Source organism: Candidatus Accumulibacter contiguus, assembly GCF_012940005.1.
Lineage (GTDB): Bacteria > Pseudomonadota > Gammaproteobacteria > Burkholderiales > Rhodocyclaceae > Accumulibacter > Accumulibacter contiguus.
In genome coordinates, this window is record NZ_SPMX01000138.1 from 1 (window position 1) to 629 (window position 629).

Annotated in this window: 1 protein-coding gene; it reads right to left on the bottom strand. The window is 59.8% G+C overall.

The window, feature by feature from the left end:
* On the bottom strand, window positions 1-629 hold a 629-nt coding region (locus E4Q08_RS23650), incomplete at both ends, for a S16 family serine protease (protein ID WP_308240216.1).

A 629-nucleotide genomic window follows, 5' to 3' on the forward strand; every position in this document is an offset into this window, starting at 1 on the left:
ACGGGATTGCCGTGAGGATGGCGTCCGGGACGTCGGCGACGTCGCGCTTGTTTTCGCTTGGAATCAGGATGTGTTTGGCGCCGGCTTCGACGGCGAGCTGCATACGCTCGGGGAGCGAAGCAACCTTGAGAAGCATACCCTGGACGCTCATCTCTCCGAGCACGACGGTCCGGTCGAGCACGGGCTTCTCTAGGATTGCCGAGACTAGGGAGATGAAGAAAGCGACCGTGGTTTCGGAACCCTCCTTGGCCTGGTTCAGGTTGATCGCCTGGATCGTGAAGTCGTAGGCCTTGAGGTCGTGGTCGATGCCGAGGTTCTTGAGATTCGCCTTCAGATAAGCATCCGCGGTCTTGATCGCCTCTTTCATCTTGCTCGATAGATTGCCGAGCGGGATGATCCTGCCTGACCCGCGGTTCATCTGCGTCTGCAACAGGAACAGAGCAAGCCGGGCATCCGTCACATCGGTGCCGACGGTATAGATGCTGCCGGGCGGGAGCTTGCCCTCGGCAATGATGCTGCCCCCACCCATCTCGGGCAGGCGCACGAAAGTCTCCTGGCCGCTCTCCCGGTCGATGAACGAGAAGCTGGTATCCCAGTATTCGAGGCCACCCATCTTCTTGAGTTGTTCC